Below are 25125 nucleotides of genomic sequence, written 5' to 3'. Positions count from 1 at the left end.
CCATTGGGGAGCCCGCTCAGGGCAGCGGCTCCACCAGCAGGATATGGGAGTCGTAGCCCGTCACCCTGACCCTGGTGCCTGCGGGGAGCGGCTGGTTGCAGCGCACCGTCCAGACGGTGTCGTCCAGGTGGACCCGGCTCATCCCCTGGCTGACGTCGTCCAGCAGGGTCAGCTCCCGCCCCAGATAGCTCTGCATCCGCTCGTTGATGGGGGCGGCGGCATCCTGCCCGGAGCGATCCCGGCGGTGCTGCCAGCGCCACCAGGCCCAGGTGGTGAGCAGGGACTGCACCGCGAACAGCAGCAGCTGGGCCTGCCAGCCGAAGGGCCAGACCAGCAGCAGCAGGCCCACTTCCAGCGCGGCGATGCCGGTCCAGAGCAGGAAGCCCACCGACCCCAGCACCTCGATGGCGAGCAGCACGAAGCCGAGCCCCAGCCAGTGCCAGTGGGTCAGCCCCTCGAACAGGGCTGTCATGACTTGCCGCCCTTGCCATCCTTGAACAGCTCGGCCATGCCGGCCACGGCACCGATCAGGCTGCCCGCCTCCAGCGGCATCATCACCACCTTGCTGTTGGGACCTTCCCCGATGCGGGCCAGGGCCTCGGTGTACTTCTGGGCCACGAAGTAGTTGATGGCCTGCAGATCCCCCTCCGCTATAGCTTTCGAGACCATATGGGTCGCCTTGGCTTCCGCCTCGGCGGCCCGCTCCCGCGCCTCGGCGGCGAGGAAGGCGGCCTGGCGCTCACCCTCGGCCTTGAGGATCTGGGACTGCTTCTCCCCCTCCGCTTTCAGGATCTTGGACTGGCGCACCCCTTCGGCTTCCAGCACCTCGGCCCGCTTCTGGCGCTCGGCCTTCATCTGGGCGTTCATGGCTTCCACCAGGGCCAGGGGAGGGCGCACGTCCTTGATCTCGATCCGCGTCACCTTGATGCCCCAGGGGGCGGTGGCGGCATCCATGGTGCGCAGCAGCTTCTCGTTGATGGTGTCGCGCTGGGAGAGCATCTCGTCCAGCTCCATGGCGCCCAGCACGGTCCGCATGTTGGTCATGGTCAGGTTGCGGATGGCGCTGGTGAGATCGTTGACCTCGTAGCCCGCCTTGCGGGCATCCACCACCTGCACGAAGCTGATGGCGTCTATGGTGACGTTGGCGTTGTCCCGGGAGATCACCTCCTGGGCCGGGATGTCCAGCACCTGCTCCATCATGATGATCTTGTGGCCGATGCGGTCGATGTAGGGGATCAGCAGGTTGAGGCCGGGGGAGAGGGTGCGGGTGTAGCGGCCGAAGCGCTCCACAGTCCAGTTGTAGCCCTGGGGCACTATCTTGATGCCGGCGCTCAGGGTGGCGAGCACCAGGAATATGAAGATCCCCAATACAATCAATGACTCATTCATTATTAAGCTCCTTATGAAACACTTTCATTAGCCTAGGGGCTGGTGCCATCCACCACAAGGGGATTCGCTTTCCTTTGCCGCGATACGGTTTTACTAATTACCAAAACGCATTAAAGAGCATTTTTTATTATTTTGAGGGATAAGCGCTCCTGCCTATAGTCGCCCCAGATGTCGCGATGCCGAGGAGTGGGCCCTGATGGATTATTTACCTATGTTTGCCAGGTTGGAAGGCCGCCCGGTACTGCTGGTGGGCGGGGGCGAGGTCGCCCTGCGCAAGGCGCGCCTGCTGCTGGCGGCAGGGGCCCGGCTGACCCTGGTCTCTCCCGCCATTGACCCCGATTTCCATGAATTTGCCGGTCGCTTCACCCATCTGTCGGCGCGCTTCGACCCGGCCCATCTGGCCGGCCAGATCCTGGTGGTGGCCGCCACCGACGATCTCGAGGTGAATGCCCTGGTCTACCAGAGCGCCACCGAGCGCGGCCTCTTCGTCAACCTGGTGGATGACCCCGAGCGCTCCAGCTTTATCTTCCCCTCCATCATCGATCGCAGCCCCATCGTGGTGGCCGTCTCCAGCGGCGGCAAGGCCCCCGTGCTGGTGCGCCTGCTGCGCGAGCGGCTCGAGAGCCTGCTGCCCCGCCATCTCGGCGGCCTGGCGGAGCTCTCCGGCCGGGTGCGCAGCCGGGCCAAGCGGGTGCTGGCCTCCCTCTCCGATCGCCGCCGTTTCTGGGAGCGCGCCTTTGCCTCCAACACCCTGGCGGGTCTGATTGAGAAAGCCGATTGGCAGGGGGCCGAGCAGTGGCTGAACGAAGGGCTGGACAAGGCCCAGACCGAGGTGGGGGAAGTGGTGCTGGTGGGGGCGGGCCCCGGCGATCCTGGCCTCCTGACCCTCAAGGCGCTGCAACAGATCCAGCAGGCCGAAGTGGTGCTCTATGACCAGTTGGTCTCGCCCGAGATCCTGGACCTGGTGCGCCGCGACGCCACCCTGGTGTCGGTCGGCAAGAAGGCCGGCGCCCACAGCGTGCCCCAGGAGGAGACCAACCGCCTGCTGGCGGAATACGCCAAGGCGGGCAACCGGGTGGTGCGCCTCAAGGGGGGGGATCCCTTCATGTTCGGCCGTGGCGGCGAGGAGCTGGAAGTGCTGGCAGCCGAAGGCATCCCCTTCTCCGTGGTGCCCGGCATCACGGCCGCCGCCGGCGCCACCGCCTATGCGGGCATTCCGCTCACCCACCGCGACCACGCCCAGAGCGCCGTCTTCATCACGGGCCACTGCCAGAAAGAGGGCAAGGAGCCCGACTGGCAGCAACTCGCCGCCACCAACCAGACCCTGGTCATCTACATGGGGCTGATGCGCTCCGAGCACATCCAGCAACAGCTGGTGAGCCATGGCCGTGGCCAGAGCACCCCCATCGCCATCATAGAGCGGGGCACCACCGCCCGTCAGCGCGTGCTGACCGGCACCCTCGCTGACCTGGCCGAGCTGGCCGAGCAGGCGGTGAGCCCTTCCCTCATCGTCATCGGCGAGGTGGTGGCCCTGCGCAAGCGGCTCGCCTGGTTTGGCGAGGCGGCGCAAGGGCGGGAGGCCGAAAGCGGCCACGAGCTCAAGCTGGTGAGCCTGGCCTGAGGGCCGGCACGACGTGAATCGATTTGACGGTGCGGCCCAGGCGGCACCGAACTGAACCAAGACCGCGCCCGAGCCGGCGCGATAGCAATGAACCGAGGACCCAGACATGGACCGTGAAAGACTGACACACCTGCAACAGCTGGAGGCCGAGAGCATCCACATCATCCGCGAGGTGGCCGCCGAATTTGAAAACCCGGTGATGATGTACTCCATCGGCAAGGACTCCTCCGTCATGCTGCACCTGGCCCGCAAGGCCTTCTATCCGGGCAAGATCCCCTTCCCCCTGCTGCACGTGGACACCAACTGGAAGTTCAAGGAGATGATCAAATTCCGGGACGAGACCGCCAAGAAGTACGGGCTGGATCTCATCGTCCACAAGAACCCGGACGGGCTCGCCATGAACATCAACCCCTTCGTGCACGGCAGCGGCAAGCACACCGACATCATGAAGACCGAGGGGCTCAAACAGGCGCTCAACAAGTACGGTTTCGACGCCGCCTTCGGTGGCGCGCGCCGCGACGAGGAGAAGTCCCGGGCCAAGGAGCGGGTCTACTCCTTCCGTGACAAGTCCCACCGCTGGGACCCGAAGAACCAGAGACCCGAGCTGTGGCGTGTCTACAACGGTCAGGTCAACAAGGGGGAGAGCATCCGGGTGTTCCCGCTCTCCAACTGGACCGAGCTCGACATCTGGCAATATATCTACCTCGAGAACATCGACATAGTGCCGCTCTATTTCGCGGCCATGCGCCCCGTGGTGGAGCGCGGCGGCATCAAGATCATGGTGGATGACGATCGCATGCCCATAGGTCCGGAGGACGAGGTGAAGCAGGAGCTGGTGCGCTTCCGTACTCTCGGCTGCTACCCGCTGACCGGCGCCATCGAATCCAACGCCACCACCCTGCCGGAGATCATCGAAGAGATGCTGATCACCACCTCCAGCGAGCGGCAGGGGCGGCTCATCGACCACGATCAGGCCGGCTCCATGGAGCAGAAGAAGCGTCAGGGCTATTTCTAAAAAAATGTTCTAAGGAATCGCATCATGAACAACCACATTCAGACCGCCATCAGCGAACAGGGCATCGAAGCCTACCTGCACGCCCAGCAGCACAAGAGCCTGCTGCGCTTTCTCACCTGCGGCAGCGTGGACGACGGTAAGAGCACCCTCATCGGCCGCCTGCTGCACGACTCCCAGCAGATCTATGAAGATCAGTTGAAAGCGCTGGAGTCCGACAGCCAGAAGCTCGGCACCACGGGCGAGAAGCTGGATCTGGCGCTGCTGGTGGACGGCCTGCAGGCCGAGCGCGAGCAGGGCATCACCATAGACGTGGCCTACCGCTACTTCTCCACCGCCAAGCGCAAATTCATCATCTCGGATACGCCGGGCCACGAGCAGTACACCCGCAACATGGCCACCGGCGCCTCCACCTGCGATCTGGCCATCATATTGATCGACGCCCGCAAGGGGGTGCTGGATCAGACCCGTCGCCACAGCTTTATCGCCAGTTTGCTGGGGATAAAGCAGTTTGTGGTGGCGGTGAACAAGATGGACCTGGTGGGGTTCAGCCAGGAGGTGTTCGAGCGCATCAGTGCCGATTACCGCGAATTCGCCAGGAAGCTCAGCGTCGACACCATCCATATCGTGCCGGTCTCGGCCCTGGACGGTGACAACGTGGTGAACCCGAGCGACAAGCTGGCCTGGTATCAGGGCGAGACCCTGCTCTCATTGCTGGAGAGCGCCGAAGTGGAGCGCGAGCTGGAGCGTCACCCGGTGCGCCTGCCGGTGCAGTACGTGAACCGCCCGAACCTCGATTTTCGCGGCTTCGCAGGGACGCTCGCCTCCGGCATCCTGCGGGTCGGCGACAAGCTGGCGGTGCTGCCCTCCGGCAAGGAGAGCACGGTGACCCGTATCGTCACCTTCGACGGGGATCTGGAGTACGCCCTGCCGGGTCAGGCCATCACGGTCACCTTCGCGGACGAGATCGACATCAGCCGCGGCGACCTGCTGGTGGATGCGGCGAAAAAGCCCCAGGTGACCCAGAACGTGCTGGCTCACATCGTCTGGATGGGGGAGGAGTCCCTGCAACCGGGCCGCGTCTATGACGTCAAGCTGGCCACCAAGAAGAGCCGCGGCCAGGTGGAGGCCATCCGCCACCGCATCGAGATCAACAAGCTGGACGAGTTGCCGGCCTCCGAGCTCAAGCTCAACGAGATCGGCCTGTGCGAATTCAGCCTGACCGACCCTGTGGCGTTCGATCCGTACAAGGAGATCCGCGACACCGGCAGCTTCATCCTCATCGACCGGCTGACCAACGTCACCGTGGGCGCGGGCATGATAGTGGAAGGGCTGGCGGCCAAGGCGGTAAAAGGGCACTACAGCGAGTTCGAAGTGGAGCTCAACGCCCTGGTGCGCAAGCACTTCCCCCACTGGCAGGCGCTGACCATCAGCAACGACGCTAGCAAGGAGTAAGCCCATGACCTGGCAACAATCCCTGGTGCTGGGTCTGCTGGCTGCCCTCGTCGTCCTGCTGATCCAGGGCAAACTCCGGCCGGCGCTGCTCTTCTCGGGCGCCGTGCTAATCACCTACCTGAGCGGCCTGGCGGACATCAACGCCGTGGTGGCGGGCTACACCAACAGCGCCCTGCTGACCCTGGTGCTGTTGCTGCTGGTGTCGCTCGCGGTGGAGAAGACCCGGGTCATGAGCTGGGTCGCCAACCTGGTGGGCACCGGCTCCTTCAACAAGGTGCTGGTGAAGGTGTGGTTCTCCACCGCCTTCCTGTCGGCCTTCGTCAACAACACCGCCGTGGTGGCCTCCATGCTGGGGGCGGTCAAGCGCAATCCCAACCATGCGCCGTCCCGGCTGCTCTTGCCCATGTGCTTCGCGGCGACCTTTGGCGGCGTGCTGACCCTGATCGGCACCTCCACCAACCTCATCGTCAACAGCTTCCTCATCAAGATGGGGGCCGAGCCGCTCGGCATGTTCGACTTCTTCATGGTAGGAGCCGGCACATTGTTGACCGGTCTGGTGGCCGTGCTGCTGTTTGCCCGCCACCTGCCGGAGCAGGACACCGAGATGAGCCGGGAATCCGGCTACTTTCTCGAGGCCAAGGTGGGCCCCGGCTCGCCCATGGCCGGGCGCAGCGTCAAGGAGAACGGCCTGCGCAGCCTCAAAAGCCTCTATCTTGCCGAGATCATCCGGGGCAACCAGGTGATCTGTCCGGTGCAGCCGGAGCACGAGCTGCACGAGGGGGACATGCTGCTGTTTTGCGGCGACGTGGAGAGCGTCGGCGTGCTGCAGGAGCTCAAGGGGCTGGATCTCTACGGCCAGCACAGGCTCAACGGCCAGCACCTGGTCGAAGTGATCGTCAGCCACAGCTCGCGCCTGGTGGGGCAGACCATCAAGGATGCGGAGTTTCGCACCCACTTCGATGCGGTGGTGCTGGCGGTGCGCCGGGGCGAGACCCAGCTTACCGGCGGCCTCGGCCAGATTGAGCTGCACGCGGGCGACACCTTGCTGCTGGCGCCGGGCCCCAAGTTTGCGGGCAACAAGTCCCTCCCCCGGGAGTTCGTGGTGGTGAGCGGGCTGGAGGCCTCCACCCGGCTCGATGGCAAGCGCAGCGCCGCCGTGGTGGCGGGCTTTCTCGGGGTGCTGACCCTGTCGGTGCTGGAGCTGGTGCCGCTGTTCAAGGGGCTGCTGGTGATGCTGGTGGCGCTGCTGCTGACCCGCATCCTGACCCTGGACGAGATCCGTCGCCGCTTTCCCCTGGACATCTGGCTGGTGGTGGGCGGGGCGCTCGCCATCGCCGATCAGCTGGAGAAGAGCGGCCTGGCGCGCCTGATCGCCGACTGGTTGATGGGGGAGTTCAACGGTTCCAGCCCCATAGTGGCGTTTATCGGGCTCTATTTCTTCACCCTGATCCTGACCGAGCTGATGAGCAACAATGCCGCCGCGGCCCTGGCCTTCCCCATGGGTTACCAGCTGGCGCTCAGCATGGACGTTGCCACAATGCCGTTCATTCTGGCGGTGCTGTTCGGGGCCAGCTCCAGTTTCATCATGCCCTACGGCTACCAGACCAACCTGATGGTCTATGCCGCGGGCAACTACAAGATGCCGGACTACCTCAGGCTGGCCCTGCCGGTCTCCCTGGCCTATAGCCTAGGGGTGATCGTCATGGTGCCCCTGCTGTTTCCGTTTTAAGGCGCGAGCGCCAAGCAAGGAGTGTGAATGAGCAATATCGTGTGGCACGACCATGCCGTCGACAAGCGGAGCAGGGCCGAATTGAAAGGGCAAAAGCCCCTGGTGATCTGGTTCACCGGGCTGTCCGGGGCGGGCAAGTCCACCCTGGCGGGAGCCCTGGAGCAGGCGCTGGCCGCCTCGGGCAAGCACACCTACCTGCTGGATGGGGACAATGTGCGCCACGGCCTGTGCGGCGATCTCGGCTTCGATGACGCCGCCCGCCAGGAGAATATCCGCCGGGTCGGCGAGGTGGCAAAACTCATGGTGGATGCGGGCCTTATCGTCCTCACCGCCTTTATCTCGCCGTTCCGTGCCGAGCGGGATCTGGTGCGCAATCTCGTGGGTGAAGGGGAGTTTGTCGAGGTGTTTGTGGATGCGCCACTCGCCGTCTGTGAAGAGCGCGACCCCAAGGGGCTCTACAAGAAGGCGCGAGCAGGGGAAATTCGCAACTTTACCGGTATCGACTCCGCCTATGAGGCCCCGGAAAACCCGGAAATCCATCTGCTCAACGCCGGCAAGCCAGTGGAAGTGCTGGTGGAGGAGTTGCTAAGTGCTCTAAGACAGCGTGGGTTAATTGGCTAAGGTTGATGACTCTTATCGAGAATTGATATCAAAGGGTGTATGGAGATGGTATTCACCTGACAGTTGCCCACAAAAGGGAGTGGTCATACGGCTTCAAACCGGATAACAAAACGGTACCCCTACCGTGTTATCCGGAGTCACCGTATGACCACCAACGAGAAAGTAGCACGTCGTAAACTCAGCCTGCTAGAGCTCGCCAAAGAGCTCAATAACGTCAGCAAAGCCTGCAAGCTCATCGGCTACAGCCGCCAGCAGTTCTACGAAATTCGCCGTAACTACCAGACCTATGGGGCTGAGGGCTTGCTCGACAAACTCCCCGGCTGTAAAGGGGCGCATCCCAACCGGGTCGCTCCCGAGATTGAACAGGCTATCCTCGATTACTCTCTCACCAGACCAACCCATGGCCCGCTGCGGGTCGCGCAAGAACTGGCTCTGCAAGGCATCAACGTCAGTGCGGGCGGTGTGCGTGGCGTGTGGCAACGGCACGACTTGCTCTCCAAGCATGACCGCTTGTTGCGCCTCGAGAAAACCCATAGGGAACAGACGATTGAGCTCAATGACGAGCAGATTCGCCTGCTCGAGCGCTTCAGCCCCGAGTTTCGCGAACGCCAAATTGAGGTTCACTACACCGGGGAACTGGTGGCGGTCGACACCTTCTTCGTCGGCGCACTCAAGGGGGTGGGCAAGGTGTATCTGCAAACCGTACTGGACTGCTACAGCCGCCACGCCTGGGGACGGCTCTACACCAGCAAGCTGCCGGTGACCTCGGTCCATGTGCTCAACGAAACGGTCCTGCCGTTCTTCGAGGCTCACGAGGCGCGGGTCTATACCATCCTGTCGGACAACGGGCGCGAGTTCTGCGGCCGCCCTGACCATCACCCCTACGAGCTGTTCCTGCAACTGGAGGGGATTGAGCACCGGACCACCAAGGTACGCAGGCCACAGAGCAACGGCTTTATCGAGCGGCTACATCGCACCCTGCTGGATGAACACTTCCGTATCAAGGGGAGGACGACCTGGTATGAGTCGGTAGAACAGATGCAGACAGACCTGGATAGCTACCTGGAACACTACAACACCCAGCGGCCACATCAGGGCAGGATGATGGAGGGACAGACGCCTTACAGCATGTTCAAGAAGGGTCTGAAATTGATACCGAAGGAAGTGCGCACTAAAGTAGCGTAAACAAGACACCGGTTTGAGGCCGGTGTCAGGTGATAATTAGATCTGTACAGGCGCCGTGCGCACGGACTGGTACTCCACCACCTTGCCGCTCGCGTCCTGGATGGGGGTGACGAAGGCGTTGACCCAGTAGTGATCCCCGTTCTTGCAGCGGTTCTTGACCGGGCCCATCCAGCTCTTGCCTTCGCGGAGATGACGCCACATATCGGCGAAGGCCTGGGGCGGCATGTCGGGGTGGCGGACCAGGTTGTGCGGCGATCCCTGCAGCTCCGCCAGGGTGAAGCCGGCGATCTGGCAGAACTCGTCGTTGGCATAGGTGATGCGACTCTCCAGATCCGTGGTGGAGATCAGATTCTGATGCTCCGGGTAGAGGCGCTCACGCTGGGTAACGGGTTGATTGACTCTCATGGCGGCTTCCGGCTGTGGAGGGATGATGAGTCCCGACAATTTGGGACTGGTAGTCCCATTGCAAGCCGTGCACCAGAGTGCCAGGAAACGCTTAAATTGCGTTCAAAATGAATCTTATTTGCTCAAAATCCGGAGATAGACGAAAACGGCCCGGCCCGGCGTCTTCGCCTGCTGAATCGATTCGCTTTTTGGGAGCCGTTTTGGCAAGGGCGTGACGGGTTTCGCAATTTGGCAAGGCGGGGCCGGGGCACCCGCCGGGATCAGGTGGGGAGATCCGGTTCGCTGACGGGGGCCTGGATCTGGGTCTCAATCTGCAGGTGGGTGGAGAGCAGGGTCTTCAGATCCTGCAGGTACTCCTCCAGCGGCGGCTCCTCCAGCAACAGGGCGAGCTCGTTGCCGATGGGGGTGAGCCGGTAATAGAGCAGGGTGAGGTGGCTCTGGCGCTGGCGCAGGCGCCAGCGCTGGTTGCCGAAGGCCAGCTCTACCCCGTCGGCGGGCAGGGGGCCGGACTCCAGCTCGCCGCGGTGCAGCAGACCGAGGTCGAACAGCAAGAGCAAGGCGCTGTAGGGGATCCGGTATTTGCCTAGCCCCATGCGGGTGACCCTGGCGCGGCTGAGCAGGCCGGCGCCCTTGTGCATGCCGAGCAGCAGGCGCTGCTCGTCGCTGCCTTCGTAGTGGCAGCAGAGGGCGCAGATCCGCTGGAACAGCTGGGCTTCCCGCTGGGTCATCTCCTTGAGGGTGGTGAGGGCCCGGATGGAGAAGCGGCCCGGGGTCGCCACCTCCAGGGCGAAGATCCGCCCCCACAGCTGCTGCATGGGCACCATGCTGATCTCTTCGGCCAGTTGCAGGAAGCGGGTGAGCCAGTCGCTGTCCATCTCGCCGCCGGCGGCCGTCTCCTGGCAGTGGCGGGAGGCCATCACCATGATGGATTCCAGGTTGCGCTGGCGGGCCGCCTGCTCCGCCAGCTGGCGGAAGGTCGCCCGCTGCTCGAAGGTGCTGTCGCTGTTGCGGGTGAGCATGCCATCGATGCCGCGGCTGCGGGCCAGGCGCAGGGTCTGCTCCTGGCTGCTCAGGATGGAACTCTCTTTCTTGGGGGGCAGGTCAGCCATGCTGGCTCCGTGATGGCAGGGTCTGGTAGTGAATGTTACTCCAACCGGGCCCATGAACAATCCCCTTGGCGGGGCCGTCACGGCATAAAGAAATGGCCTCCCGGGGGAGGCCATCAGGGGCTCACTCTTCGTAGACGCTGACCTCGACCGCCTCCATGGAGTAGGAGGCGGTGGCCATCTCGTGGCTTGAGCTGACGGTGCGCATCTTGCCCTTGACCCAGATGGCGTCCCAGAGGTCATCCACCGGCGCGCCCTTGGGGTAGCTCACGTAGATCACCTGGTTGGTGGGCGGCGGCGGCACGTGGATGCAGGCGCCGAAGTAGGGCACCAGCAGGAAGGCTTTGATGGTCTTGGCATCCCCTTCCAGCGGGACCACGAACCCGGGGATCCGCACCTCCTGATTGTCCAGCTTCTTGTTGACGCTCCCCACCGGCTGCGGCACCGACATGGGATCCTCGTGATTGACCTGGGGTGGTGGCAGCAGCTTCTCCCCTTCGGGGATGAGGATGTCCCAGTCGATGGTCTTGTAATCGGCCGCCATGGCGGGCAGCACCAGCAGGCTGGCCAGCAGCGCCACTATGTTCCACTTCATTTTCTGTCCTTCTTTCTTTTGTCGGGTGCGTCCAGAGTCAGACGCGGATGCTCATGCCGTCGCTCAGGCTGTAGCGCATAGTGGACGCGGGCGGCGGTCTGCCCTCGTCCACCGTGTCATCGTCAAATCCGAATGCTCATGCCGTCGCTCAGGTTGTAGCGGTAGGCACGGGCGGCGGTCTGCCCTCGTTCGTCGTGTCATCGTCATATCCGGATGCTCATGCCGTCGCTCAGGCTGTAGCGGTAGGCTCGGGCGGCGGGGAGCAGGCCGATGATCATGCCCGCCAGCCAGACCAGCCCCAGCAACAGCCACTCATGGGCGCTCGGCAGCCCCAGGTTCAGTTGCAGGCCATAGTGGCCGAGCAGCCAGGGGGTGGCAAGCCCCTGACCGAGATAGAGCACGGCCACCCCGAGGGCGATGCCGAGGGTGGTCAGCGCCATGGCCTCCAGCGCCAGCAGCAGGAAGAGGTGGGTCGGCCCCGCGCCCAGGGATCTCAATATGGCGAGCTCGCGGCGCCGCTCGTTGAGCCCCGCCAGCAATGTGGTCAGCATGCCGATGAGGCCCGCCACCACCACGAAGCCGGCGATGACAGACAGGGCCGTCTCCGCCACGCTCATCAGGCTCCACAGCTCCTGCAAGGCGGCCCCCGGCAGGATGGCCATCAGGGGCTCGCCCCGGTAGGTGTTGACGCTGCGCTGCAGCTGGAACGCCAGAATGCGGTTGCTCAGGCCCACCATGAAGGCGGTGATGGTCTTGGGGGTGAGATCCTGCGCCAGCGCCTGCTCGGCGGTGACGTTCTTGCTGTGACGACCGGTGTCCCAGCCCAGGTGGATCGCCTCTATGCCCGCCAGCGGCACATGGATGGTGCGATCGATGGGGGTGCCGGTGGGAGCCAGGATCCCCACTACCTTGAACGGCAGGTTGTCGTGCTGGCTGAACGAGGTGTTGCCGGCGCCGTGGGCGATGACGATGGGTTGATCCAGCTTGTAGCCGAGCTTTTCGGCCACCTGGGCGCCGAGCACCGCCTCGAACGGCGTCTCGAACGCCCGCCCCTCGCGCAGTTGCAGGGACTGCTGCTGGCCGTACTTCAGGTGGGTGAAGTAATCGCCGTTGGTGCCGAGCACCCTGAATCCCTTGTGGGAGTCGCCGAGGGAGAGGGGGATGGTCCAGGCCACGCCCGGTTTTGCCTTGATGGCCTGATAGGCATCCCAGCCCACGTTGTTGGTGGGGTTGCCGATGCGAAACACCGAGTAGAGCAGCAGGTTCACCTGGCCGGAGCGGGCGCCGACGATGAGATCGGTGCCGGAGACGGTGTTGGCGAAGCTGTCGCGCGCCTGGCTGCGCACCCGCTCCACCCCGAGCAGCAGAGTGACGCTGATGGCCACCGCCAGCAGGGTGAGCCCGGCGGTGAGGCGACGGGCCCAGAGGCTCTTGAGGGCGAGGGTCAGCATGGGAGCCTCCGCGGTGACGGGCCGCCATGGCGCAGCGGCATGGCCAGGCGAAAGACGGATGGATGCGTTGTCATCATGCGGCCCTCCGGTTGAGTTGTTGCAGGTTTTCCACCCGGGGGAAGAGGGGCTCCAGATAGGGATCGTGGCTCACGAAGATCAGGGTCGACCCCTGCTTGTCGCACTCCTCGAACAGCAGCCGGATGAAGGCGGCTCTGTTGTCGGTGTCGAGGGCCGAGGTGGGCTCGTCGGCGATCACCAGGGGAGGCGAGCCGATGAGCGCGCGGGCGGCGGCGACCCGCTGCTGCTGGCCGATGCTGAGGGCGTGGACGGGGCGATGCAGTGCCTCGTCCGGCAGTTGCAGCTCTGCCAGCAGGCGGCGCGCCTCCTGCTCCGGGCTCCCTGTCAGGCGGGCCAGCTTGGCGGGTGAAAAGGTGAGGGCGGCGGTGACGTTGTCCTGCACCGAGAGAAACGGCAGCAGATTGAACTGCTGGAAGATGTACCCCAGATTGGCCGCACGGAACTGGTCACGGGCGCGGCCGGAAAGCCGGGCCAGGGGCTGGCCTAGCACCTCCAGGGTGCCGTGGTCGGCGGTCTGGATCCCGGCCAGCAACCCGAGCAGGGTGGACTTGCCACAGCCAGACGGGCCCTTGATGAAGACGCGCTCACCCTCGTGGATGCGAAGGGCAGGCAAATCGAGGACGACCTCGTGACCCGGCCAGGCGAAGGCCAGATCGCGGATCTCAACCACGGCTTTTTTCATGGCGTTACCAGCTCAGCTTGTTGGCGGACGGGGTCAGCTCGGCGGCGGTCTGGCCGCTGGGCAGTATGCCCTGCACGCTCAGCTTCTCCAGGCTCGGATAGACGCCGAACAGGGTCGCCTCCAGGCCGGTCAGCTTGGCCGGATCCGCGCAGGTGTAGGTGTACATGGCCCCCAGGTCCGCATGGCCCGCCTCTTCCTGATGGTGTTCATCGTAATTGTCGGCAGCCTTGTCATGGTCATGGTCATGGTCATGGTCATGGTCATGGTCATGGTCATGGTCATGGTCATGGTCATGGTCGTGATCCTTTTTGGCGGCCTGCAGCTCCTGCCGGGTCAGGGTGCAGCCAGCGGCCGGGTCGAGGCGAAACAGGGCATCGGGTTGTTTGAGCCGAGCCACGGCCTTGGCGTATTGCGCCTTTTCGTCATCGCTCCTGGCGGCGTGCTCGAAGCCCACCAGATCGGCGGCGGGGGCCTGCAACTCGATCATCAGCTGGTTGCCGTCGAGCACCAGGTTGAGGTGGCCGTGGCCGTGCTCGTGGGCACCGTGGCCCTGATGGTCGTGTTCGTCGTGATTGGCCTGCGCGCCGAAGGCGGCCGCGGCCAGCAACAGAGTCACTGCTTTCATCGTCAATCCTTTTGAAGTAATGGATAAGATATTGATTCACATGAAGAAGCAATGCAGTGATGGCGGGGCTCTGATGCGGCTATGGCCCAGGATCCTGGAGGGCACGGCCGGCAGGGAGATGCCGACGGCCAGAACGATGAAGGGGGAGGCGCTCGGGACAAAGGGGGTGGCGGTGAGGGCCAGCTTGCCATCCAGATGGAGCACGCAAGCGGGGCAGGCATGGCTATGATCCGGCAGGTCGGCTTCGAGCGGATGCTGCGCCAGCGCAGGTTGCAGCCACAACCAGCCCAGCAGCAAGACCCAGATTGTGAACGTGGAACGACCCATAGACCCTTGTGGAAAGGGCGCCATCAGCGCCCTTCTCTCTGACTCAGAGATGGGACTGGATAAGCCCCATCACCTTGGTTATCTCGGTGGCATCGAGCTGGCCATCTTTGGCAAACAGCACCTTACCCTCTTTATCCAGCAGTATGATGGCCGAACTTTCCGGCGCAAGATCCCAGGCATTGCGGGCCATGCCCTTGGCATCCAGCACCATGGCGGACCAGGGGAACTCTTTCTTGCTGTCCTCTGCACTGCTCTTCACGAAGCCGGACGTGCCCCAGATGGCGTCATTGCTGTTGATGATGGTGACGGTCTGGTACTTGTCGTGGGGCAGCTTGGCCGCCTTGATCGCCTCGATCATGGGGGCGTTCAGCTCCTTGGCGCTGGAGCGACCCGCGATGTGCTGGATCAGGAAGACCTTGCCGGTCAACACCTTGCTCTGCCAGGGTTGATAGCTGATCTCTTTCTCCTTGAGCACCAGCTCACCCTTGTCGCCGATGTTGACCAGCGGCACCTGGGCCGACTCCTTGATGTTGTGGGCCATGACCAGGGTTGGCAGCAGCGCCAGAGTAAGCACGAGATGTTTCATCCGTATGACACTCCTTTGTGATGTTATAACGATTTTGGGTGCGAGGGAATGGGACCCTGAACATCCTAAACTGATCGGATCTGTTTAAAAAGTGTTAAATAATGCCGGGGGGCGTCGGCGATCTTGCCGAAGAGGACATCCTCCCCCCGAAAGACGGCGGCAAGGATGGCATGCCTCCCATCAAAATCAAATGGTTGCAACGGTTTTAAAGGGAGGCTTAATAGAGGGGCTCGCTGATCAGGGGGATCTGGGCCATGGTCATCTGCTGGGCCAGCAGGGGAGAACCCGTGAGCAGCACATGGCGCTGGTTGCCGATCAGCAGGGTATCGCCCTTGAGGCCGCTGTCGGCCGTGATGGCGAGCCAGGCTGGCGAGACGCTGCCGATGCTGATGTTGGGATAGATGATGCTGAGGCTGTACTGGGGGGCCAGCTCGGCCAGGAGGCTTGCCATCAGCAGCGCCTTCTCGTCGCTGTCGGCCTTGTTGTCCTGCAGGGCCTGCAAGGGCGGGGCGAAGTGGTCCATCTGTTCGGGCGGGGTGGGAATGCCGCTCAGCCACTCCTGCAGCAGGGTGACGCTGGTGGCGAGATCCTTGGCCGAGAACTGCCGGGCCAGGGACTTGAGGTCCCCCTTGAACTGATAGAACAGCTGGGAGTAGTTGGGGCGTACGCAGGGCAGCTTATGGTTGGCCGGGTGGATGCAGGGCTGGACCCGCATCTCATAGAAGGCATCCTCCTGGTATTGCCGGTAGGCCTGCCAGAACTGGGTGGATTCGAGGCTGCTGTCGTGCAGGGTAAAGGCCTGCTCCAGGTTGCGGAACTTGGTCGCCGTCTCTGGGCTGTGCTGGTTGATCTGGTTGATGCTGTTGTAGAGACGCGGGCTGATGTAGGAGTAGAGCGTCTCCAGCGGGTAGTTGAGGGCGGTGTCGAGCTGCGTCATCTCGTGGCGGCTGGCGGAGAGGACGCGCTCATCCGTGGTCAGTTGCAAGTGCTTGCGCTGGCCGTCGGCGGATTGCCACTGCCAGCTCAGGTTGATCTCGTTGGCCTGGGCCACGGCGCCGAAAAGCAGGCTCCAGAGCACGCCTTGTGCCGGTTTCATGGTGTGCCTCCTGCCTGAGGTCGATAATAAACAACTAGGTGAGTGACCGGCATTTGGATTGGTCGGGTGGTGGGGATATTGGTAATAGGCTGATTTGGCTTTAAATTTAATTTGGGAAATAAGTCATGTGGAAAATGATCATGAAGCTTGTTTCATGGCTTGTGTTGATCGTGGGGGCGTCATCGGCGCTGGCGGGGCCCGTCATCGTCAATCAGGGCATGTCCAGCGCGGACACCTTCGCCCTGCGGGATCGGCTGGCGCGGGAGCACGAATGGCAGGAGTGGTTGCGCTTCCAGCAGGCCATCAAGTGGCTGGAGGTGTTGCCGGTCAACTGCGATCTGGTGGGGGGCGCGGGCGGGGAGTACCGCTGTGGTGACGACTACTATCGCCCCTATCGCCAGAACGGGCGCGACATCTATATCCAGGGGGATCCACCGGGTCCTCGGCCAGGGGCAAATAAAAAGGCGCCATAAGGCGCCTTTTTTGCGAGAGGTCGCTTACTTGGCAGCGTAACGCTCGGCAGAGGTCTTGATCTCGGCTTCGGCTGCGGCCTTGTCGCCCCAACCTTCCACCTTGACCCACTTGCCCGCTTCCAGCTCTTTGTAGCGCTCGAAGAAGTGCTGGATCTGGGCTTTCAGCAGCTCGGGCAGATCGTTCACATCCTGGATGTGGTCGTACTGCTTGGTCAGCTTGGAGTGCGGCACGGCCACGATCTTGGCGTCTTCGCCAGATTCGTCGGTCATCTTCAGCACGCCGACCGGGCGGCAGCGAATGACGGAGCCGGCCAGCAGCGGGTAGGGAGTCGGAACCAGCACGTCGACCGGATCCCCGTCCAGGGACAGGGTGGCGTTCACGTAACCGTAGTTGCACGGGTAGAACATCGGGGTGGACATGAAACGGTCAACGAAGATGGCGCCGCTGTCCTTGTCGACTTCGTATTTGATCGGGTCGGCATTCTGCGGGATTTCGATGATGACGTAGATGTCGTCAGGCAGGCTCTTGCCGGCCGGTACCAGGTTCAGGCTCATGACGTTTCCTTTGAGTGTTGGAGTCAAGTTTGCAGGCCGACATTATAGCGATGTCCCGTCAAATGACCATATTTCGAGGGCCGGGCAGGCTGGTGGAGGGAGGTGTGCCCCCGGTCTCGCCCGATTTCTGTCGTTTTGTGGCGCTCCGTCTCCCGCTCGCCCTGGTGGCGGCTTGTGCCATCAGGTCAACAGATCCTAGAATGCGCACTCCCTTTACTGGAAAAGGCAGTGGTATGCACATTCACATTCTCGGGATCTGCGGCACCTTCATGGGTGGTCTGGCGGTGTTGGCAAAACAGCTCGGCTACAGGGTCACCGGCTCCGACGCCAACGTCTATCCCCCCATGAGCACCCAGCTCGAGCAGCAGGGCATCGAACTGACCGAAGGTTACGATCCCTCCCAGCTCGATCCGGCGCCGGATCTGGTGGTGATCGGCAATGCCATGAGCCGCGGCAACCCCTGCGTGGAATATGTACTGGATCGCAACCTGCCCTATATCTCCGGCCCCCAGTGGCTGCTGGAGCACGTGCTGAAGGATCGCTGGGTGCTGGCCGTCGCGGGCACCCACGGCAAGACCACCACCGCCAGCATGCTGGCCTGGGTGCTGGAATACGCTAGGCTGGAACCCGGCTTCCTCATCGGCGGCGTGCCCGGCAACTTCCCGGTCTCAGCCCGTCTCGGTGCCGCCCCCTTCTTCGTCATCGAGGCGGACGAGTATGACTGCGCCTTCTTCGACAAACGCTCCAAGTTCGTCCACTACCACCCGCGCACCCTGGTGATGAACAACCTGGAGTTCGATCACGCGGACATCTTCCCGGATCTCGCCGCCATCCAGCGCCAGTTCCACCACCTGATGCGCACCGTGCCGAGCAACGGCCGGGTGCTCTTCCCCCAGGCCGACGACAACCTCACCGCCGTGCGCAAGATGGGCTGCTGGAGCGAGGTGGAGCTGGTGGGTCAGGACGACGCCCAGTGGAAGGCGGTCAAGCTGGCGGACGACGGCTCCGCCTTCGAGGTGTGGCTGGATGGCGAGAAGCAGGGGGAGGTGCACTGGGAGTGCATCGGCGAGCACAACGTCAACAACGGCCTGATGGCCATCGCCGCCGCCCGCCATGCCGGCGTCATGGTGGAGCACGGCATTGCGGCGCTCTGCCAGTTCAAGTCCCCCAAGCGGCGCATGGAGCTCAAGGGCGAGGTGGCCGGCATCAGCGTCTATGACGACTTTGCCCACCACCCCACCGCCATCGAGACCACCCTCGGCGGCCTGCGCGCCAAGGTCGGCGGGTCACGCATCCTGGCGGTGCTGGAGCCCCGCTCCAACACCATGAAGCTGGGGGTCCACAAGGAGGAGCTGGCGGGTTGCTTCGGCGGCGCCGACGAGGTGCTCTTCTTCCAGCCTTCCAACATCGGTTGGGATCTCGGCGAGGTGACCGCCCATATGAGCCGCCCGGCCCGGGTGTTCGACGATCTGGATGCGTTGATCGGCGCCCTGGTGGCCGAGAGCCGCGCGGGGGATCATATTCTGATCATGAGCAACGGCGGCTTCGGCGGCATCCATGACAAGCTGATCGCCCGCCTCAAGGATCGACACGCCTCATCATGAACAAAGCGATAACCCTGGCGCTGACCGGCGCCTCCGGTGCCCCCTATGCCCTGCGTCTGCTCCAGTGTTTGGTGCAGGCGGACTACAAGGTCTATCTGCTCGCCTCCTCGGCCGCCCGGGTGGTGCTCAAGACGGAGCAGCAGCAGGAGTGGCCGGGCTCGCCCAAGGAGCTCTCCGCCTACCTCTGCCGCCAGTATGGCGCCAGAGAGGGGCAGATCGTCGCCTGCGGCAAGGAGGAGTGGTTCTCGCCGGTGGCCTCCGGCTCGGCGGCCCCCAGGCAGATGGTGATCTGTCCCTGCTCCATGGGCACCGTGTCGGCGATCGCCAGCGGCGCCTCCGACAACCTGCTGGAGCGGGCGGCGGACGTGGTGATCAAGGAGCGCGGCCAGCTCATCCTGGTGCCCCGCGAGAGCCCCTTCTCGGCGATCCACTTGGAGAACATGCTGAAGCTGGCGCGCCTCGGGGTGACCATCATGCCCGCCGCCCCCGGCTTCTATCACGAGCCGAAAAGCATCGAGGATCTGGTGGACTTCATGGTGGCGCGGATCCTCGACCACCTCGGCATCGAGCAGGCGCTGACCCAACGCTGGGGCTACGCCAAGCCCTGAGGGTGTGACGGGCGGGCAAACAAAAGCGGCGCCGGACTCAGGGTCCGGCGCCGCTTTTTTATGGGTTAGGCAGCCTAGGCGGCCTGGATGGGGGCCGTCACGTACTTGAACAGGAAATCGGTCACCTCTTCCCGGGAGGGGCGCTGAGGCTGATTGATCATCTGCATCATGACGTAGCCAAACCCGGTCAGGGAGCGGGCGAGATCCTGCGCCGACAGCACACTCTTGATCTCGCCGTTGTCCATGGCGGCTTGCAAGCGGGGGGTGATCAGCGCCATCATCTTGTCCAGCAGACGGGTGTAGCGGGGCCACACCTCTTCCCGCACCGAGGAGCTCCACTCCAGCCAGATGCTGGCATGATCCGGCTTGTCATAGGCCGCATCGACCGCCTGCTTCACATGGCGGTGGATGCACTCCCTGGCGGATCCCTGACCGTTGTATGCCTGCTCGAGGATCTGCTGCACGTAGGCTTCTATCTCTGTCAGCACCTCGTCGACCAGATCGTCACGGGTATTGAAGTAGTTGAAGACGGTGGCGACGGAGACCTTGGCCTGCTCGGCAATCTCGGCATGCCCCGCCCGGCCGATACCGCGGCGGGAGAAGACCTCGACGGCACACTCCATCAATTGATCACGACGAGCCTCCGGCGACAGCCGGGTTCGACGTCTTATTTCTGCGCGTGGTTCCATGGTTTTTTCATCTAATAGTTATTGATTATGGTGTTTATAGTATTGTCACCGATAATGCCCGAAGGCTCGCTAACTCTATCAATTAAAATAAGCCGATAAAAGCATCACGTATGCCTGACGCCTTCCGGTTGCGGTGGTAGAATCCTCGGTTTTGATGTTAATGAACGGCCAATAACCCTTTGGCCATTATTGGAGTATGTGATGAAACACATTGTCGAGGTGATGATCCCCGAGGCCGAGGTCGCCGCCCGGATCGCCAAGCTGGGCGAGGAGATCACCGCCCGTTACCAGGGGTCCGATGAGGTGGTCATGATTGGCCTCTTGCGCGGCTCCTGTGTCTTCCTGGCGGACCTCTGCCGCCAGTGCCAGTTGCCCATCACCCTGGACTTCATGACCGCCTCCAGCTATGGCTCCGGCATGCACAGCACCCGGGACGTGCGCATCCTGAAAGACCTGGATGACGACATCAAGGGCAAGGACGTGGTGATCGTCGAGGACATCATCGACACCGGCTACACCCTCAACAAGGTGCGCGAGATCCTCTCCCTGCGCGAGCCCAAGTCCCTGGCCATCTGCACCCTGCTGGACAAGCCGTCCCGCCGCGAGGTGCAGGTGCCGGTCGACTGGCTTGGCTTCTCCATTCCCGACGAGTTCGTGGTGGGCTGCGGCATCGACTACGCCCAGAAGTACCGTAATCTGCCGTTCATCGGCAAGGTCGTTGCGCAAGAGTAAGCAGGGCTCGCCACTGGCAAGGCTGGCCGCCTGCCATCGACTCTCTTCAGGCGGCGCTCGAGCCGCCTTTTCTGTCTCGAGATGGGCTCATCCATCACAGGGGTTGCAATGAACGCATTGGAAATCAGCGGTCTGAAGAAGACCTATCAGGGGGGCGTCGAAGCCCTCAAGGGCATAGATCTCACCGTCAAGCAGGGGGATTTCTTCGCCCTGCTCGGGCCGAACGGGGCCGGCAAGTCCACCACCATCGGCGTGATCAGCTCCCTGGTGAACAAGAGTGCCGGCAAGGTGAAGGTGTTCGGTCACGACATCGACACCGATCTGGAGCTGGCCAAGTCCCAGCTCGGCCTGGTGCCCCAGGAGTTCAACTTCAGCATGTTCGAGAAGGTGAGCCAGATAGTGACTCACCAGGCCGGCTTCTATGGCGTGCCCAGGGCCGAGGCCAAGGTGCGCGCCGAGAAGTACCTGCGCCAGCTCGATCTCTGGGACAAGCGAGACATGGCGGCCCGCACCCTCTCCGGCGGCATGAAGCGCCGGCTGATGATCGCCCGCGCCCTGATGCACGAGCCCAAGCTGCTGATCCTGGACGAGCCGACCGCCGGGGTGGACATCGAGATCCGTCGCTCCATGTGGAGCTTCCTCAAGGATCTCAACGAGCAGGGTGTCACCATCATCCTCACCACCCACTACCTGGAAGAGGCCGAGATGCTGTGCCGCAACATCGGCATCATCGACAAGGGACGCCTCATCGAGAACACCAGCATGAAGAGCCTGCTCGGCAAGCTGGGACGGGAGACCTTCCTGCTGGATCTGGTGCCGGGCTCCGCGGTGCCGAGCCTGCCCGAGTTCAATGGCCGCATGCAGGACGAGCACACCCTGGAGGTGGAGCTGGAGAAGAGCCAGTCCCTCAACAGCCTGTTCGAGCAGCTCTCCGCCCAGGGGGTGAAGGTGCTGAGCATGCGCAACAAGGCGAACCGGCTGGAAGAGCTGTTCGTCAATCTGGTAGAGGAGGGTCGTAAAGCATGAACCCCATGACCTATTACATCGCCTTCAAGAGCATACTGGCCAAGGAGGTGAGCCGCTTCACCCGGATCTGGATCCAGACCCTGGTGCCGCCGGCCATCACCATGAGCCTCTACTTCGTCATCTTCGGCAACCTCATCGGGTCGCGCATCGGCGACATGGGAGGCTTCAGCTACATGGAGTTCATCGTGCCCGGTCTCATCATGATGTCGGTCATCACCAACTCCTACTCCAACGTCGCCTCCTCCTTCTACAGCGCCAAGTTCCAGCGCAACGTGGAGGAGCTGCTGGTGGCGCCTGTGCCCAACTACATCATCATCGCGGGTTACGTGGGCGGTGGCGTGGCGCGCGGCCTCTGCGTCGGCCTCATCGTCACCCTGGTGTCGCTGTTCTTCGTGCCGCTGCAGATCCACCACCTGTTCAGCGTCTGTGTGACCGTGCTGCTCACCTCCATCCTGTTCTCCCTGGGGGGGCTCATCAACGCCGTGTTCGCGAAGTCGTTCGATGACATCAGCATCATCCCGACCTTCATCCTGACCCCCCTGACCTATCTGGGCGGCGTCTTCTACTCCATCACCCTGCTGCCGCCGTTCTGGCAGGGGGTCTCCCAGGTGAACCCCATCATCTACATGGTGAACGCGTTCCGCTACGGCTTCCTCGGTATCTCCGACGTGCCGCTCGGCACCGCCTATCTCATCATCATCGGCTTCATCCTGGTGCTCTACGGGCTGGCCTGGTGGCTCATCTCCCGCGGCACGGGCCTGCGCCACTGAGGTGCAACCGGCCAGCAAAAAGGCGCCCTCGGGCGCCTTTTCTATTTGTCTGGTGCTGCGCCTCAGAGGGCCGGCGCGTCGTAGTCCGCCGGCTCGTCGCTGTAGACGCAGACGTTCCACTTGGCGGCCAGGCCGTCGTCGGCGAGGCAGTAGCGCTCGAAGAAGGCCTTGATTTCGCTGCGCTGGCAGTGGGCCTCGAAGCTCGCCATGTCGCGCCAGATCTCGTTGAACACGATGGGGAAGCTCTCTCCCTCGGCAAAGGGGCTCTGGATGTGGCGGGTGACGATGTACTGCAGGCAGCCATCCTCGCGCAGGGTGTTGGGTTCTAGCCCCTGCAGGACCCGGAACAGGGCCTGCTCCTGGCCCGGCTTGGGCTGGAACTGGGCGATGCAATAGACCTTCTTGGACATCTTTCTCTCCTTTCCGTGTCTCGGCCTTACAGGGCGACGACGCGATTGTCGATCAGGCGGGCCTTGCCCAGATACGCGGCCATCAGGATCACCAGCCGCTGGCTGGCGGCGGTGGCCGATTCCAGGGTGTCGGCATCGACGATGTCGATGGCATCGGTCCGGAATCCGGCGTTGTCGAGACGCTGGCTGGCCCGGGCCACCAGGGAGGGGAGGTGACGGTCACCCGCCTCGATCTGCTCGGCGATCCAGTTCATGGTGCGCGCAAGCTCGGGGGCGATGGCCCGCTCGGCGGCGGTCAGGTAGCCGTTGCGCGAGGAGAGTGCCAGACCGTCTTCGGCCCGCACCGTGGGCACGCCGACGATCTCGATGGGCATGGCCATGTCGGCCACCATCTTGCGAATGAGGGCGAGCTGCTGGTAATCCTTCTGGCCGAAGCAGGCCACATCCGGCTGCACCAGGTTGAACAGCTTGGTGACGACGGTGCTGACGCCGCGGAAGTGTCCCGGGCGCAGCGCCCCTTCCAGCAGGCTGGAGAGGCCGGGCACCTCGACGAAGGTCTGGCTGGCGAGCCCCTGGGGATACATGATCTCCGGGGTCGGGGTGAACACCAGGTCGACTCCCGCAGACTCCAGGGCGGCGCAATCTTGCTCCAGGGTGCGCGGATAGTTGGCGAGATCCTCGGCCTTGTCGAACTGCAAGGGGTTCACGAAGATGCTGACCACCACCTTGTCGCCATGGCGGCGCGCCTCTTCTACCAGGGTCAGATGGCCCTGGTGGAGATTGCCCATGGTGGGCACGAATGCGATGGCACGTCCTTCGCGGTGCCAGTGGCCGATCTGTTCGCGCAGAGCGGCGGGATTGTTCACAACCAACATCGGCAGTTCACCTTCAGATGAATCAATAAGAGAGAGGTTCATTTCGTCAGAGAGGGAGGGCGAAACGGGGGCGCAGGCCCCCGTTCTCATGACGGCATCACATCAGTTGAAGCAGTGCTCGGGGCCGGGGAAGGTCCCGTCACTCACCTGTTGCACATAGAGGCGGATGGCGGCACGCATGTCACCGGTCTCGGCCAGGAAGTTCTTGGTGAACTTGGGCACATAACCTGAGGTGATGCCGAAGGCATCGTGCATGACCAGGATCTGGCCGTCGGTGGCGGGGCCGGCACCGATGCCGATCACCGGAATGCGCAGCGCCTTGGTGATGCGCTCGGCCAGGGAGACGGGCACGCACTCGAGCACCAGCAGCTGGATGCCGGCCGCCTGCAGCTCCAGGGCCTGGCGGTAGATCTCCTGGGCGTGGAACTCGTCGCGCCCCTGCACCTTGAAGCCGCCAAACACGTGGACGGATTGCGGGGTGAGCCCGAGGTGGCCACAGACCGGCACCCCGTTGCGGGTGAGGTGGCGAATGCTCTCGCACAGCCAGTCGCCCCCTTCCATCTTCACCATGCGGGCGCCGGCGGCCATCAGGCGGGCGGCGTTCTGGTAGGTCTGCTCCGGGGTGGCATAGCTCATGAACGGCATGTCAGCCACGACCAGGGCCTTGCTGGTGCCGCGGGCCACGCAGCGGGTGTGATAGACCATCTCGTCCATGCTGACCGCCAGGGTGTCGTCCCCCCCTTGCAATACCATGCCGAGGGAGTCACCGATGAGTAGCACCAGGGCGCCCTCGTCGTCGAACAGCTTGGCAAAGGTGGCATCATAGGCGGTGATGGCGGTGATTTTCTGGCCGTCCTGTTTCATTTTCAACAGGCCGGTGGTGGTGATTTTGCTCATGACGTTGTTCCTACTCTTCTCTACTCGCCTGCCGCGCCGGCCAGGATCTCGAGTCCATTGCGCGGGCAGCGGGCAACCAGTTCGGTGAGCGGGGTGCCGCAGGGCAGCACCAGGGAGGGGGCTATCTCGGCCAGGGGCAGCAGCACAAACTCCCGCTCCTTCATGCCGTAATGGGGAACGATGAGGCGCTCAGTGTTGATCACCTGATCGCCATAGAGCAGCAGATCGAGATCCAGGGTCCGGGGACCCCAGCGCTCGTCCTTGCGAACCCGCCCTTGCGCCAGCTCGATGCGCTGCAGCTCATCCAGCAGCGCCAGAGGACCGAGCCGGGTGTGGAGCCGCGCCACGGCATTGACGTAGTCCGGCTGATCCGCAGGGCCCATGGGGCGGCTGCCGTAAAGGTGGGAGGTCTGCAGCAGCTCGGATTCCGGCAGGGTCGCCAGCGCGGCGATGGCGCGGCGAGCCTGCCCGAGGGGGTCGGCCAGGTTGGAGCCGATGGCGACGAAGACCTCGATCATCGGCG

28 protein-coding genes and 1 pseudogene are annotated in these 25125 nt (G+C 63.3%); 12 read left to right on the top strand and 17 right to left on the bottom strand.

Going from position 1 to position 25125, the window contains the following annotated elements:
- Window positions 1–16: 16 nt before the first annotated feature.
- Both I6L39_RS02815 and I6L39_RS02810 read right to left on the bottom strand, forming a co-directional pair.
- Entirely contained in the window at window positions 17–472 is a 456-nt protein-coding gene (locus I6L39_RS02815) for an NfeD family protein (RefSeq protein ID WP_042077159.1), read from the bottom strand.
- Window positions 469–1389 (bottom strand): SPFH domain-containing protein, encoded by a 921-nt coding sequence (locus tag I6L39_RS02810; RefSeq protein WP_042077157.1) that lies wholly within the window; start codon window positions 1387–1389, stop codon window positions 469–471. Before I6L39_RS02810 ends, I6L39_RS02815 begins: the two co-directional genes overlap by 4 nt.
- 196 nt (window positions 1390–1585) lie before the next feature.
- Here I6L39_RS02810 and cysG point away from each other — a divergent pair, with 196 nt between their 5' ends.
- The 6 genes from cysG (at window position 1586) to I6L39_RS02780 (ending at window position 9012) form a co-directional block, all read left to right on the top strand.
- Window positions 1586–3010: a siroheme synthase CysG gene (gene cysG / locus I6L39_RS02805; RefSeq protein WP_216990964.1), complete on the top strand. Its 1425-nt coding sequence runs from the start codon at window positions 1586–1588 to the stop codon at window positions 3008–3010.
- Between the two features lie 106 nt (window positions 3011–3116).
- Window positions 3117–4025, top strand: coding sequence for a sulfate adenylyltransferase subunit CysD (gene cysD, locus I6L39_RS02800; RefSeq protein WP_209794085.1), 909 nt, complete (start codon window positions 3117–3119; stop codon window positions 4023–4025).
- A gap of 24 nt (window positions 4026–4049) precedes the next feature.
- Window positions 4050–5477 (top strand): sulfate adenylyltransferase subunit CysN, encoded by a 1428-nt coding sequence (gene cysN / locus I6L39_RS02795; protein ID WP_209794086.1) that lies wholly within the window; start codon window positions 4050–4052, stop codon window positions 5475–5477.
- 4 nt (window positions 5478–5481) lie between these two features.
- The gene (locus tag I6L39_RS02790; protein ID WP_216990963.1) at window positions 5482–7206 is read left to right on the top strand and encodes an SLC13 family permease; all 1725 of its coding nucleotides are present in this window, start codon (window positions 5482–5484) and stop codon (window positions 7204–7206) included.
- Window positions 7207–7233: 27 nt separating this feature from the next.
- Window positions 7234–7827 carry an adenylyl-sulfate kinase gene (cysC, locus tag I6L39_RS02785; RefSeq protein WP_216990962.1) on the top strand — a complete coding sequence of 198 codons (594 nt, stop codon included), beginning with the start codon at window positions 7234–7236 and terminating at the stop codon, window positions 7825–7827.
- 144 nt (window positions 7828–7971) lie between these two features.
- Complete coding sequence (locus I6L39_RS02780; RefSeq protein ID WP_042864152.1) at window positions 7972–9012, top strand: IS481-like element ISAs19 family transposase; 1041 nt, start codon at window positions 7972–7974, stop codon at window positions 9010–9012.
- A gap of 48 nt (window positions 9013–9060) precedes the next feature.
- Here I6L39_RS02780 and I6L39_RS02775 read toward each other — a convergent pair.
- The 9 genes and pseudogenes from I6L39_RS02775 to I6L39_RS02735 form a co-directional block, all read right to left on the bottom strand.
- Window positions 9061–9417 (bottom strand): annotated as a pseudogene (locus I6L39_RS02775) (PAS domain-containing protein); the annotation flags it as partial.
- A 260-nt stretch (window positions 9418–9677) separates the two neighbouring features.
- The gene (locus tag I6L39_RS02770; RefSeq protein ID WP_216990961.1) at window positions 9678–10526 is read right to left on the bottom strand and encodes a TIGR03899 family protein; all 849 of its coding nucleotides are present in this window, start codon (window positions 10524–10526) and stop codon (window positions 9678–9680) included.
- 121 nt (window positions 10527–10647) lie between these two features.
- Window positions 10648–11118 carry a DUF3299 domain-containing protein gene (locus I6L39_RS02765; protein ID WP_216990960.1) on the bottom strand — a complete coding sequence of 157 codons (471 nt, stop codon included), beginning with the start codon at window positions 11116–11118 and terminating at the stop codon, window positions 10648–10650.
- Between the two features lie 203 nt (window positions 11119–11321).
- Complete coding sequence (locus tag I6L39_RS02760) at window positions 11322–12569, bottom strand: ABC transporter permease (RefSeq protein WP_209794093.1); 1248 nt, start codon at window positions 12567–12569, stop codon at window positions 11322–11324.
- Window positions 12570–12642: 73 nt separating this feature from the next.
- Window positions 12643–13329: an ABC transporter ATP-binding protein gene (locus I6L39_RS02755; protein WP_216990959.1), complete on the bottom strand. Its 687-nt coding sequence runs from the start codon at window positions 13327–13329 to the stop codon at window positions 12643–12645.
- Window positions 13330–13333: 4 nt separating this feature from the next.
- The gene (locus I6L39_RS02750) at window positions 13334–13954 is read right to left on the bottom strand and encodes a DUF2796 domain-containing protein (RefSeq protein WP_216990958.1); all 621 of its coding nucleotides are present in this window, start codon (window positions 13952–13954) and stop codon (window positions 13334–13336) included.
- A gap of 36 nt (window positions 13955–13990) precedes the next feature.
- Complete coding sequence (locus I6L39_RS02745) at window positions 13991–14281, bottom strand: hypothetical protein (RefSeq protein ID WP_216990957.1); 291 nt, start codon at window positions 14279–14281, stop codon at window positions 13991–13993.
- Window positions 14282–14324: 43 nt separating this feature from the next.
- Window positions 14325–14867, bottom strand: a complete 543-nt coding sequence (locus I6L39_RS02740) for a YtfJ family protein (RefSeq protein ID WP_042077817.1) — start codon at window positions 14865–14867, stop codon at window positions 14325–14327.
- 217 nt (window positions 14868–15084) lie between these two features.
- A complete protein-coding gene (locus I6L39_RS02735) occupies window positions 15085–15963 on the bottom strand; it encodes a hypothetical protein (protein ID WP_216990956.1) in 879 nt (292 codons plus the stop codon).
- Between the two features lie 125 nt (window positions 15964–16088).
- Between I6L39_RS02735 and I6L39_RS02730 the strand changes: the two genes are divergently transcribed.
- Window positions 16089–16436 (top strand): hypothetical protein, encoded by a 348-nt coding sequence (locus I6L39_RS02730; protein ID WP_216990955.1) that lies wholly within the window; start codon window positions 16089–16091, stop codon window positions 16434–16436.
- Window positions 16437–16460: 24 nt separating this feature from the next.
- Here the strand turns inward: I6L39_RS02730 and ppa are convergent, their stop codons facing one another.
- On the bottom strand, window positions 16461–16991 hold the full coding sequence (gene ppa, locus I6L39_RS02725; protein ID WP_005335667.1) for an inorganic diphosphatase: 531 nt from the start codon (window positions 16989–16991) through the stop codon (window positions 16461–16463).
- Window positions 16992–17224: 233 nt separating this feature from the next.
- Between ppa and mpl the strand changes: the two genes are divergently transcribed.
- A complete protein-coding gene (gene mpl, locus I6L39_RS02720; RefSeq protein ID WP_216990954.1) occupies window positions 17225–18595 on the top strand; it encodes a UDP-N-acetylmuramate:L-alanyl-gamma-D-glutamyl-meso-diaminopimelate ligase in 1371 nt (456 codons plus the stop codon).
- The gene (locus tag I6L39_RS02715) at window positions 18592–19203 is read left to right on the top strand and encodes a flavin prenyltransferase UbiX (protein WP_209794099.1); all 612 of its coding nucleotides are present in this window, start codon (window positions 18592–18594) and stop codon (window positions 19201–19203) included. The genes mpl and I6L39_RS02715 overlap by 4 nt, the downstream gene beginning before the upstream one ends.
- A gap of 74 nt (window positions 19204–19277) precedes the next feature.
- Here the strand turns inward: I6L39_RS02715 and I6L39_RS02710 are convergent, their stop codons facing one another.
- Window positions 19278–19892, bottom strand: a complete 615-nt coding sequence (locus I6L39_RS02710; RefSeq protein WP_042077813.1) for a TetR/AcrR family transcriptional regulator — start codon at window positions 19890–19892, stop codon at window positions 19278–19280.
- 201 nt (window positions 19893–20093) lie between these two features.
- On the opposite strand from I6L39_RS02710, the gene hpt reads away from it, so the two are divergent.
- The 3 genes from hpt (at window position 20094) to I6L39_RS02695 (ending at window position 22420) form a co-directional block, all read left to right on the top strand.
- Window positions 20094–20624, top strand: coding sequence for a hypoxanthine phosphoribosyltransferase (gene hpt / locus I6L39_RS02705; RefSeq protein ID WP_042077812.1), 531 nt, complete (start codon window positions 20094–20096; stop codon window positions 20622–20624).
- A gap of 108 nt (window positions 20625–20732) precedes the next feature.
- Window positions 20733–21650, top strand: a complete 918-nt coding sequence (locus I6L39_RS02700; protein ID WP_042077811.1) for an ABC transporter ATP-binding protein — start codon at window positions 20733–20735, stop codon at window positions 21648–21650.
- Window positions 21647–22420 (top strand): ABC transporter permease, encoded by a 774-nt coding sequence (locus tag I6L39_RS02695; protein ID WP_042077808.1) that lies wholly within the window; start codon window positions 21647–21649, stop codon window positions 22418–22420. The genes I6L39_RS02700 and I6L39_RS02695 overlap by 4 nt, the downstream gene beginning before the upstream one ends.
- 62 nt (window positions 22421–22482) lie before the next feature.
- On the opposite strand, the gene I6L39_RS02690 is transcribed toward I6L39_RS02695, so the two are convergent.
- From I6L39_RS02690 to folK, 4 genes are all read right to left on the bottom strand, one after another.
- Complete coding sequence (locus I6L39_RS02690; protein WP_216990953.1) at window positions 22483–22830, bottom strand: putative quinol monooxygenase; 348 nt, start codon at window positions 22828–22830, stop codon at window positions 22483–22485.
- 26 nt (window positions 22831–22856) lie between these two features.
- Window positions 22857–23705 carry a pantoate--beta-alanine ligase gene (gene panC / locus I6L39_RS02685; protein ID WP_216990952.1) on the bottom strand — a complete coding sequence of 283 codons (849 nt, stop codon included), beginning with the start codon at window positions 23703–23705 and terminating at the stop codon, window positions 22857–22859.
- A 102-nt stretch (window positions 23706–23807) separates the two neighbouring features.
- On the bottom strand, window positions 23808–24602 hold the full coding sequence (gene panB, locus I6L39_RS02680) for a 3-methyl-2-oxobutanoate hydroxymethyltransferase (RefSeq protein ID WP_216990951.1): 795 nt from the start codon (window positions 24600–24602) through the stop codon (window positions 23808–23810).
- 20 nt (window positions 24603–24622) lie between these two features.
- A complete protein-coding gene (gene folK / locus I6L39_RS02675) occupies window positions 24623–25120 on the bottom strand; it encodes a 2-amino-4-hydroxy-6-hydroxymethyldihydropteridine diphosphokinase (RefSeq protein ID WP_042077804.1) in 498 nt (165 codons plus the stop codon).
- Window positions 25121–25125: the final 5 nt, after the last annotated feature.

It is taken from the genome of Aeromonas sp. FDAARGOS 1409 (assembly GCF_019048705.1).
Lineage (GTDB): Bacteria > Pseudomonadota > Gammaproteobacteria > Enterobacterales > Aeromonadaceae > Aeromonas > Aeromonas sanarellii.
The sequence above is the reverse complement of the archived record's forward strand: the minus strand, read 5'-3'. Positions and strand labels throughout refer to the sequence as shown.

Bases quoted from the DNA above. Each gene is read 5' to 3' on its own strand.
- I6L39_RS02695 (WP_042077808.1), top strand. From the start codon at position 21,647: ATGAACCCCATGACCTATTACATCGCCTTCAAGAGCATACTGGCCAAG.
- cysD (WP_209794085.1), top strand. From the start codon at position 3,117: ATGGACCGTGAAAGACTGACACACCTGCAACAGCTGGAGGCCGAGAGC.
- I6L39_RS02760 (WP_209794093.1), bottom strand. From the start codon at position 12,569: ATGCTGACCCTCGCCCTCAAGAGCCTCTGGGCCCGTCGCCTCACCGCC.
- I6L39_RS02740 (WP_042077817.1), bottom strand. From the start codon at position 14,867: ATGAAACATCTCGTGCTTACTCTGGCGCTGCTGCCAACCCTGGTCATG.
- I6L39_RS02700 (WP_042077811.1), top strand. From the start codon at position 20,733: ATGAACGCATTGGAAATCAGCGGTCTGAAGAAGACCTATCAGGGGGGC.
- I6L39_RS02710 (WP_042077813.1), bottom strand. From the start codon at position 19,892: ATGGAACCACGCGCAGAAATAAGACGTCGAACCCGGCTGTCGCCGGAG.
- I6L39_RS02810 (WP_042077157.1), bottom strand. From the start codon at position 1,389: ATGAATGAGTCATTGATTGTATTGGGGATCTTCATATTCCTGGTGCTC.
- cysC (WP_216990962.1), top strand. From the start codon at position 7,234: ATGAGCAATATCGTGTGGCACGACCATGCCGTCGACAAGCGGAGCAGG.
- ppa (WP_005335667.1), bottom strand. From the start codon at position 16,991: ATGAGCCTGAACCTGGTACCGGCCGGCAAGAGCCTGCCTGACGACATC.
- I6L39_RS02815 (WP_042077159.1), bottom strand. From the start codon at position 472: ATGACAGCCCTGTTCGAGGGGCTGACCCACTGGCACTGGCTGGGGCTC.
- I6L39_RS02690 (WP_216990953.1), bottom strand. From the start codon at position 22,830: ATGTCCAAGAAGGTCTATTGCATCGCCCAGTTCCAGCCCAAGCCGGGC.
- I6L39_RS02715 (WP_209794099.1), top strand. From the start codon at position 18,592: ATGAACAAAGCGATAACCCTGGCGCTGACCGGCGCCTCCGGTGCCCCC.
- I6L39_RS02730 (WP_216990955.1), top strand. From the start codon at position 16,089: ATGTGGAAAATGATCATGAAGCTTGTTTCATGGCTTGTGTTGATCGTG.
- hpt (WP_042077812.1), top strand. From the start codon at position 20,094: ATGAAACACATTGTCGAGGTGATGATCCCCGAGGCCGAGGTCGCCGCC.
- folK (WP_042077804.1), bottom strand. From the start codon at position 25,120: ATGATCGAGGTCTTCGTCGCCATCGGCTCCAACCTGGCCGACCCCCTC.
- cysN (WP_209794086.1), top strand. From the start codon at position 4,050: ATGAACAACCACATTCAGACCGCCATCAGCGAACAGGGCATCGAAGCC.
- panB (WP_216990951.1), bottom strand. From the start codon at position 24,602: ATGAGCAAAATCACCACCACCGGCCTGTTGAAAATGAAACAGGACGGC.
- mpl (WP_216990954.1), top strand. From the start codon at position 17,225: ATGCACATTCACATTCTCGGGATCTGCGGCACCTTCATGGGTGGTCTG.
- I6L39_RS02765 (WP_216990960.1), bottom strand. From the start codon at position 11,118: ATGAAGTGGAACATAGTGGCGCTGCTGGCCAGCCTGCTGGTGCTGCCC.
- panC (WP_216990952.1), bottom strand. From the start codon at position 23,705: ATGTTGGTTGTGAACAATCCCGCCGCTCTGCGCGAACAGATCGGCCAC.
- I6L39_RS02755 (WP_216990959.1), bottom strand. From the start codon at position 13,329: ATGAAAAAAGCCGTGGTTGAGATCCGCGATCTGGCCTTCGCCTGGCCG.
- I6L39_RS02790 (WP_216990963.1), top strand. From the start codon at position 5,482: ATGACCTGGCAACAATCCCTGGTGCTGGGTCTGCTGGCTGCCCTCGTC.
- I6L39_RS02750 (WP_216990958.1), bottom strand. From the start codon at position 13,954: ATGAAAGCAGTGACTCTGTTGCTGGCCGCGGCCGCCTTCGGCGCGCAG.
- I6L39_RS02745 (WP_216990957.1), bottom strand. From the start codon at position 14,281: ATGGGTCGTTCCACGTTCACAATCTGGGTCTTGCTGCTGGGCTGGTTG.
- cysG (WP_216990964.1), top strand. From the start codon at position 1,586: ATGGATTATTTACCTATGTTTGCCAGGTTGGAAGGCCGCCCGGTACTG.
- I6L39_RS02770 (WP_216990961.1), bottom strand. From the start codon at position 10,526: ATGGCTGACCTGCCCCCCAAGAAAGAGAGTTCCATCCTGAGCAGCCAG.
- I6L39_RS02735 (WP_216990956.1), bottom strand. From the start codon at position 15,963: ATGAAACCGGCACAAGGCGTGCTCTGGAGCCTGCTTTTCGGCGCCGTG.
- I6L39_RS02780 (WP_042864152.1), top strand. From the start codon at position 7,972: ATGACCACCAACGAGAAAGTAGCACGTCGTAAACTCAGCCTGCTAGAG.